Genomic DNA, 6,256 nt, shown 5'->3' on the forward strand with positions numbered 1-6,256 from the left:
GGCCGCCTCGCGGACGGGGTTGGTCAGCCCGGAGTTGGTCGGTACGTGGACGAGGGAGAGCAGTCTGACGCGCTCGTCCAGCATCTCCCGCAGGGCCCCGACCGACATCGCCCCCGAGGCATCCGAGGGGACGACGTCCACGCGCGCGCCGTGCCGCTCCGCCAGGCGCAGCAGTGCGACGGCGTTCGCTCCGTACTCGGCCTCGGTGACCAGGACGCGGTCCCCCGCGCCCAGGGGAACCGATCCGGCCAGGGTCAGCCACGACCGGGTGGCGCTGTCGGTGAAGGCGACCTCGTCGGGCGCGCAGCCGAGGAGGCCGGCGAACACGGCGTGGCCCGCCTCCACGTCCTCCGCCCGTTCGGCGTAGGCGCGGTAGCCGCCGATCTCCGCCTCGCGCCGCAGGGGGGCGATCACCTCGTCGAGGACGGGGGTGGGCGGCAGGGAGGAGCCGGCGCTGTCGAGGAAGATCCTCCCCTCACAGCCGGGGGTGTCTGCCCGAGCGGTCTCGATGTCGATCATGCGGGGTCCCTTCCAGGGGGATGCGGAGGGTGGCGGTGTGACGGTGACGGGCATGTCAGCGGCGGCGCGAGCGCCACCACCCGAGTCCGCCGACACCCGTGACGAGGGCCGTGAGGACGAGCGCGGTCCACCACGGGCCGACGGACTCCAGCAGGCGGACCAGCTCCGCCTGCACACGGGTCGCCGCGCCCACGACGGGGTCGTCGGCCGAACCCCCGGAGAACACGCGCAGCTCGAACCACCCGTAGTAGGCCACGTACAGGCCCGCCAGGACGAGCAGTACCCCGCCGGCGCGCGTCACATACGGCATGGCTCGGCGCAGGCGCGAGGCCACCGAGTCCCGGGCCAGCGCGACGGCCACGGTCAGGACGCCGACGACCAGTCCCATGCCCAGCGCGTACGCCAGGAACACGGCCACCACCCCGACCGGGCTGGTCGACCGCAGCGCCGCCGTGGTCAGGGCGAGGAACGGGCCGACCGTGCAGGACAGCGACGCGATCGCGTACGTGATCCCGTAGACCAGGGCCCAGCGGAGGGAGCGGGCGGGCCGCCCCGGGGAGGGCTTGGGCAGCAGCAGTGTGACCTCCCGGCCCGCCGCCAGCCACGCGCCCAGCCCCACCAGGGCCGCGCCGATCACCACCGTCACCCAGGGCAGATGGCGCTCCACCGACAACGCGAGGGGGGTGACGACCAGCCCGAAGCCCGCGAAGACGAAGGTGAAACCACAGGTCATGGCCGCCGTCGTGGCCAGGGCACGCCCCAGCGGGCGCCACCGGGCCCCGCCCGCCGTCGCACCGCCTCCGCCGTCCCCGCCGTCCGAGGCGACCAGGAGCGCCAGGTAGCCGGGCAGCAGGGCGAAACCGCACGGATTGAGTACCGCGAGCATGCCCGCCACCAGGGCGATCGCGATCGGAAGCTGACTCATGACCCCTCGGTGACCGCCGCGACGCGGGCGTCGAGGTCGTCCCCGGTCAGGGTGCCCTGGACCGTCTCGAAGGTCCCGTCGGCGTCGACGAAGGCGAAGGCGGGCTGGCTGGCGACGCCGAAGCCCGACCAGATCGAGCCGTCCTCGTCCGCCAGGTGGGTCATCTCCCCGGTTCCGGTGTCGGAGACGAAGCCGCGCATGGCGTCGACCTCGCCGAGCCCGGCGACGCCGATGAACTCCACGTCGCCGGAGTGCCGCTCGGCCGCTTCGAGCACGCCCGCCGCCTCGCCCCGGCAGACGGTGCACCACGGGGCCCAGAACCACAGCACGGCGGGCTCTCCCGCGAGCGAGGCGCCGGAGAAGTCGTCGCCGTCCACGGTCCGGGTGTCGAACGCCAGCGCGTCGGGGGTCTCCTCGGGGGCGGTGCCGGACCCGGAGGTGTCCGGTCCCGGCGTGTCAGGTGCCTCGGCGGAGCCGTCTCCGGCGCCCTGCCCGGGCTCGGTGGCGGCGCAGGCGGTCAGACCCAGGGTCGCGGACGTCGCCACCGCCGCGAGGATCATCGGGAGGCGGCGGTCGGAGAGGGGCTCGGTCGTCATGGTCACCTCGGGGGACGGTCACGGGGAGGGGTGGAACCCCAGCGAACCAGACCGCGGCCACGCGGTCCACGGGGGCTCCTCCCCTCCGGGGACCGTGTCCACCGCGGAATGCCGTGAACGGGGGGTTCGACGTGTGACCAACGGCCCGCGCGAGGGTACTCCACTAAGTGAGACGGGTCATATCCCGGGCTCGTGCCATGAGCTCGGATCACCTGGGAGGTGGAGACCATGTCCACGATCGCTCACGCTCGTTCACACGCCATGACGCACGCCTGGAGGGGTGCGGTGGCCGGTGCGATCGGTGGTGTCGTCTTCGGGGTCCTGATGGCCATGACGGGCATGCTGCCGATGGTCGCCATACTGGTCGGCAGTGAGAACGCGGTCGTGGGTGCGGTGGTGCACCTGGCGATCTCCGTCGTCTTCGGTGTGGTGTTCGGGGTTCTGGCGGGCGCCTACGCCGACCACGTGTGGGCCACCCTCGGGGCGGGCCTGGCCTACGGTGTCGCGCTGTGGGTCGTCGGCGGCCTCATCCTCATGCCCGCGTTGCTCGGCATGGCGCTGTTCCCGATGGGGCAGACGTCCATGATGAGCCTGTTGGGGCACGCCATCTACGGTGTGGTGGCGGGGGCCTCGCTCTACGGCCTGAGCAGGAAGCACGTGTAGTCCGAACCGGGTCCGCCGCCCCGTGTAGCCGCGCCGGCGCCCCCTCCGGGGCGTCGGCGCCGGCGTGCGCCGCGGCGCACGCCACGGGCCCCTACGCCACGGAGGCGCGCGCCCCGGTGACGGCGGCCTCGGCGGCGGCGATCCCGCTGGCGACCGACACCTCGCCCAGCAGCCCGGGCGCCGCCACGGCGTCCCCAGCCAGGTAGACGCCGTCGCCCCGGTCGATCGCGGGCCGGTCCCGCCACGTACGGCCCGGCAGGTCGAGGGCGCCCGTCCGGCCCCGGCACATCTGGTCGCGCCGCCAGGTCGTCCGCTCCCGCCAGCCGGGCAGCGCGCCGTCCAGCAGGCGCTCCATCCGGGCGGTGACCTCGGCACGGGACTCGCCCGCGCGCACCGGGAGCTGCGCCTGGTACAGCCCCTCGCCCTCGGGCGCGATCCCCGGGTCGAGGAAGGAGTAGCACTCGACGAACCCCGACTCGTCGAGGTCGAACACGATCGTCGGATCCTTCGCCCGACCCCGTACCCCCAGGTCCACGAGCAGGGAGTGGCCGCTCTCCCACGCCAACGCGTCGTCACCGAGCAGCGACCGGGCGGCGGCGAGCGAGGTCGCCACGATCGTCGGCGTGCCCGGGAGCTGCGTCACCCGGACGCCGGTCTCGATCCGCACCCCCATCTCACGCGCCCGCGACGCCACGCGTTCCACCAGCGCGCCCCAACCGCCGCGCGGGTAGCGGACGGTGGGGGACTGGAGCGCGGTCACCCGCGTGAAGCGTTCCCACACGAACTCCGCCGAGAGCCGCCCCAGGTCCGCCTCGTAGGTGGTCACGCCCAGGAGGCCGCAGACCGCCCGGGTGGCGGCGGCGCCCAGGTTCTCCCGGCCCCACGTGGCGAAGTCCCGGTCGTGCGGGGCCCGCAGCCTCCGCCGCCGGATCGCCCCGAGCAGACCGGCCGACGGCAGGCGACCCACCCGGCCCCCGTGCCGGAACCGCGTCCTGGCGAGGAAGGCCCGGGTCGGCTCGCAGACCGGTGGGAGGAGGCCGCGTTCGGCCAGCCACGTGTACGGCGCCCCGTCGCTGTACAGGGCGTGCGGGCCGTCGTTGACCACGTACGGCGGCTCGGTCGAACGGGCCCTGCCGCCCAGCCGCTCGTGAGATTCCCACAGGGTGACGTTCGCGCCCCTCTCGGCGCCGGCGATGGCCGCGGTCAGTCCGGCGAGGCCACCGCCCACAACGGTGATGTCCATGCCCCTAGGACGAGGCGGGCGTCCGCAGACGTGACATCTTCTCCGGATTGGCGATGAGGTAGACGTGTTGGACCAGGTCATCGACCACGTCCAGCACGAGCAGCGTCACGACGTGGCCGTCCGCCGCGACGTACGCGGCCGGGGCGCCGTTGACCTCCATGACCCCCGTCTCCAGCTCCGCCGGGTCCGCGAGCCCGGCGGAGTCGAGGAAGCGCCGGGCGTTGCGCTCCTGGGCGACGGCGTACAGGAAACCGGCGACCTTCCGGACCCCCTGGAGGACCCGCAGGGGCGCCCTGACCCTTCCGCCGCCGTCGCCGACCAGGGTCGCGTCGTCCGCCAGCAGGGCGGTGAGGCCGTCCAGGTCGCCCTCCAGGCACGCCTGGAGGAAGCGTTCGGTGATCCGGCGCCGGGAACCCCGGTCGGCGTCGAACCGGGGGCGCCGCTCGCGCACGTGGTCGCGGGCGCGCCTGGCGAGCTGCCGGGCGGTGGCCTCCTCGCGGCCGATGACCTCGCCGATGCGCGCGTAGGGGAACTGGAAGGCCTCGCGGAGCACGAAGACCGCGCGTTCGAGGGGGCTGAGGGTCTCCAGGACGACGAGGAGCGCGTACTCCACCGAGTCGGCGAGCTCGGCGTGGTCGGCCGCGTCGGGCAGGTCGCTGACCGGTTCGGGGAGCCACTCGCCGACGTAGGACTCGCGTCGGTGCCGCGCGGAGCGGAGCCGGTCGAGGGCGATCCGGGAGGCGACGGTGACCAGGTAGGCGCGGGGGTCGTCGACGGTGGCGGGGTCGACGCCGCTCCAACGGAGCCAGGTCTCCTGGGTGACGTCCTCCGCGTCGGCGGCGCTGCCGAGGATGCGGTAGGCCACCCCGGTGAGGAGGGAGCGGTGCTCTTCGAAGACATCGGTGGTCATGTCGCAAAGACGTACCACGGTGCCCCGGGCGTGACATCCCGGGGCGGTGACGGGGGTCACTCGGCGTCGGCGCAGTCCTCCTCGGAGGGGCCGCCGATGTTCTTCCTCCAGGGGCCGCTCGCGACCAGCCAGTGCGGCACGAACCGGACGGGGAAGGGGAGGTCGGCCTCGAAGACCTCCTCGCCGTAGGCCTGGGTGACCTCGCGGTACTGGCCGTCCTCCAACCGGAACTCGACGATGCCGGCCTTGTCGGGCAGCGGGTTGATGATCCAGTAGGACCGGACGCCGAACGCCGCGTACTCCGCGCGCTTGGTGTGGTTGTCGCGGAACACGCTCTCGGGGGACACGATCTCCACGGCGAGCACCGGTGGCACCGTGTAGTAGCCCTGCCCCGGGCGCTCACAGTCGAAGACCGCGAGGTCGGGGATCCGGTGGTGGGTGCCGTCCGGCCTGAGGTTGACTCCCGGACCGGTCAGGACGGCGAACTCCTCCGGAGCCTCGGAAACGAGGTGGTACGTCAGACGAGTGTCCACGTCGGTGTGGATGGGCTTGGGCGCTGGCGACACGTCAAGCCGCCCGTCGACCAGTTCGTACCGCCGTCCGTCGTCCGGCGTGTTCTCCAGATCGTCCACGGTCAGACGCCGCTCGGGTACTTCCGTGTGCCTGATGGTCATGACAGACCTACCGCCTCCTCGTTCGCATGATGACCAGCATGGCGGGGACACGCTCGGTTACCGGCCGGTTTCCCGAAGAAGCCGGATCGATCCTCATGCCACGGACCCCTTGCCCGGCGGCGTGTCGCGCCCCTACCGTGGCGCGCCCGTGGACCGTGTGGAGAGGGGGCCGGGTGTACCGACTGCGGGAGTGGCGTCCCGGCGACGCCGACCGTCTGCTGGAGGCCTTCGAGGACGGGGAACTGGCGCGGCAGACCGTGGTCGTGCCGCGCACGCGCGCGCTGGCGCGGGAGTGGATCGCCCGGTGCCGGGACCGCGCCGCCGGCGGGCGGGCGTTCGCCTTCGCGGTCGTCGGGGGTGACGGGCCGGTCCTCGGCCACGTCGAGGTGGCGGTGACCGACCCGCGCCACGACACCGGCTGGGTGTCCTACTGGGTCCATCCCGCCGAGCGGGGGCGGGGTGTGGCGTCCGCGGGGGCCTCCCTCGTCGCCGAGTACGCCTTCGGCGCCCTGTCCCTGCACCGGTTGGAGCTGACGCACCGGGTCGACAACCCCGGCTCGTGCGTGGTGGCGCTCCGTGCCGGGTTCCGTCCCGAGGGGGTGCGGCGGGCCCGGTTGCGGTACGGGCCCGAGCGCTTCGACGTCGGGGCGCACGCGCGCCTGGCCACCGACTCGGCGGAGGGCGTCAGTCTGCCGCCGTGCGGTGGCCGATGAGGCGGGGGGGACC

At 73.7% G+C, this 6,256-nt stretch carries 8 protein-coding genes; 2 read left to right on the plus strand and 6 right to left on the minus strand.

The annotated features are described in order from the left end of the window. The 3 genes from D471_RS0110000 to D471_RS33745 form a co-directional block, all read right to left on the minus strand. Positions 1-519, minus strand: a 519-nt coding sequence (locus tag D471_RS0110000) for an aminotransferase class V-fold PLP-dependent enzyme (protein WP_017598491.1), incomplete at its 3' end; no start/stop codon positions are given. Between the two features lie 55 nt (positions 520-574). Then, entirely contained in the window at positions 575-1,444 is an 870-nt protein-coding gene (locus D471_RS0110005) for a cytochrome c biogenesis CcdA family protein (RefSeq protein WP_017598492.1), read from the minus strand. Further along, positions 1,441-2,040 carry a redoxin domain-containing protein gene (locus D471_RS33745; RefSeq protein WP_017598493.1) on the minus strand — a complete coding sequence of 200 codons (600 nt, stop codon included), beginning with the start codon at positions 2,038-2,040 and terminating at the stop codon, positions 1,441-1,443. The genes D471_RS0110005 and D471_RS33745 overlap by 4 nt, the downstream gene beginning before the upstream one ends. A 228-nt stretch (positions 2,041-2,268) precedes the next feature. Here D471_RS33745 and D471_RS0110015 point away from each other — a divergent pair, with 228 nt between their 5' ends. Next, positions 2,269-2,703: a hypothetical protein gene (locus D471_RS0110015; RefSeq protein WP_026127580.1), complete on the plus strand. Its 435-nt coding sequence runs from the start codon at positions 2,269-2,271 to the stop codon at positions 2,701-2,703. Between the two features lie 91 nt (positions 2,704-2,794). Here the strand turns inward: D471_RS0110015 and D471_RS0110020 are convergent, their stop codons facing one another. From D471_RS0110020 to D471_RS0110030, 3 genes are read right to left on the minus strand one after another with little or no spacing between them, the layout of a single operon-like run. After that, positions 2,795-3,946, minus strand: coding sequence for a phytoene desaturase family protein (locus D471_RS0110020; protein ID WP_017598495.1), 1,152 nt, complete (start codon positions 3,944-3,946; stop codon positions 2,795-2,797). 4 nt (positions 3,947-3,950) lie between these two features. Next, positions 3,951-4,856, minus strand: coding sequence for an RNA polymerase sigma factor SigJ (gene sigJ / locus D471_RS0110025; RefSeq protein WP_017598496.1), 906 nt, complete (start codon positions 4,854-4,856; stop codon positions 3,951-3,953). A 56-nt stretch (positions 4,857-4,912) separates the two neighbouring features. Continuing rightward, positions 4,913-5,530, minus strand: a complete 618-nt coding sequence (locus tag D471_RS0110030) for a Uma2 family endonuclease (protein WP_017598497.1) — start codon at positions 5,528-5,530, stop codon at positions 4,913-4,915. A 173-nt stretch (positions 5,531-5,703) separates the two neighbouring features. On the opposite strand from D471_RS0110030, the gene D471_RS0110035 reads away from it, so the two are divergent. Then, a complete protein-coding gene (locus D471_RS0110035; RefSeq protein WP_017598498.1) occupies positions 5,704-6,243 on the plus strand; it encodes a GNAT family N-acetyltransferase in 540 nt (179 codons plus the stop codon). The last annotated feature ends 13 nt before the right edge of the window (positions 6,244-6,256 follow it).

It is taken from the genome of Nocardiopsis lucentensis DSM 44048, from assembly GCF_000341125.1.
In the GTDB taxonomy this organism is placed as follows: Bacteria; Actinomycetota; Actinomycetes; order Streptosporangiales; family Streptosporangiaceae; genus Nocardiopsis; species Nocardiopsis lucentensis.

Excerpts from the sequence above, each read along its gene's own strand:
- D471_RS0110005 (WP_017598492.1), bottom strand. The coding sequence starts at position 1,444 with ATGAGTCAGCTTCCGATCGCGATCGCCCTGGTGGCGGGCATGCTCGCG.
- D471_RS33745 (WP_017598493.1), bottom strand. The coding sequence starts at position 2,040 with ATGACGACCGAGCCCCTCTCCGACCGCCGCCTCCCGATGATCCTCGCG.
- D471_RS0110015 (WP_026127580.1), top strand. The coding sequence starts at position 2,269 with ATGTCCACGATCGCTCACGCTCGTTCACACGCCATGACGCACGCCTGG.
- D471_RS0110020 (WP_017598495.1), bottom strand. The coding sequence starts at position 3,946 with ATGGACATCACCGTTGTGGGCGGTGGCCTCGCCGGACTGACCGCGGCC.
- sigJ (WP_017598496.1), bottom strand. The coding sequence starts at position 4,856 with ATGACCACCGATGTCTTCGAAGAGCACCGCTCCCTCCTCACCGGGGTG.
- D471_RS0110030 (WP_017598497.1), bottom strand. The coding sequence starts at position 5,530 with ATGACCATCAGGCACACGGAAGTACCCGAGCGGCGTCTGACCGTGGAC.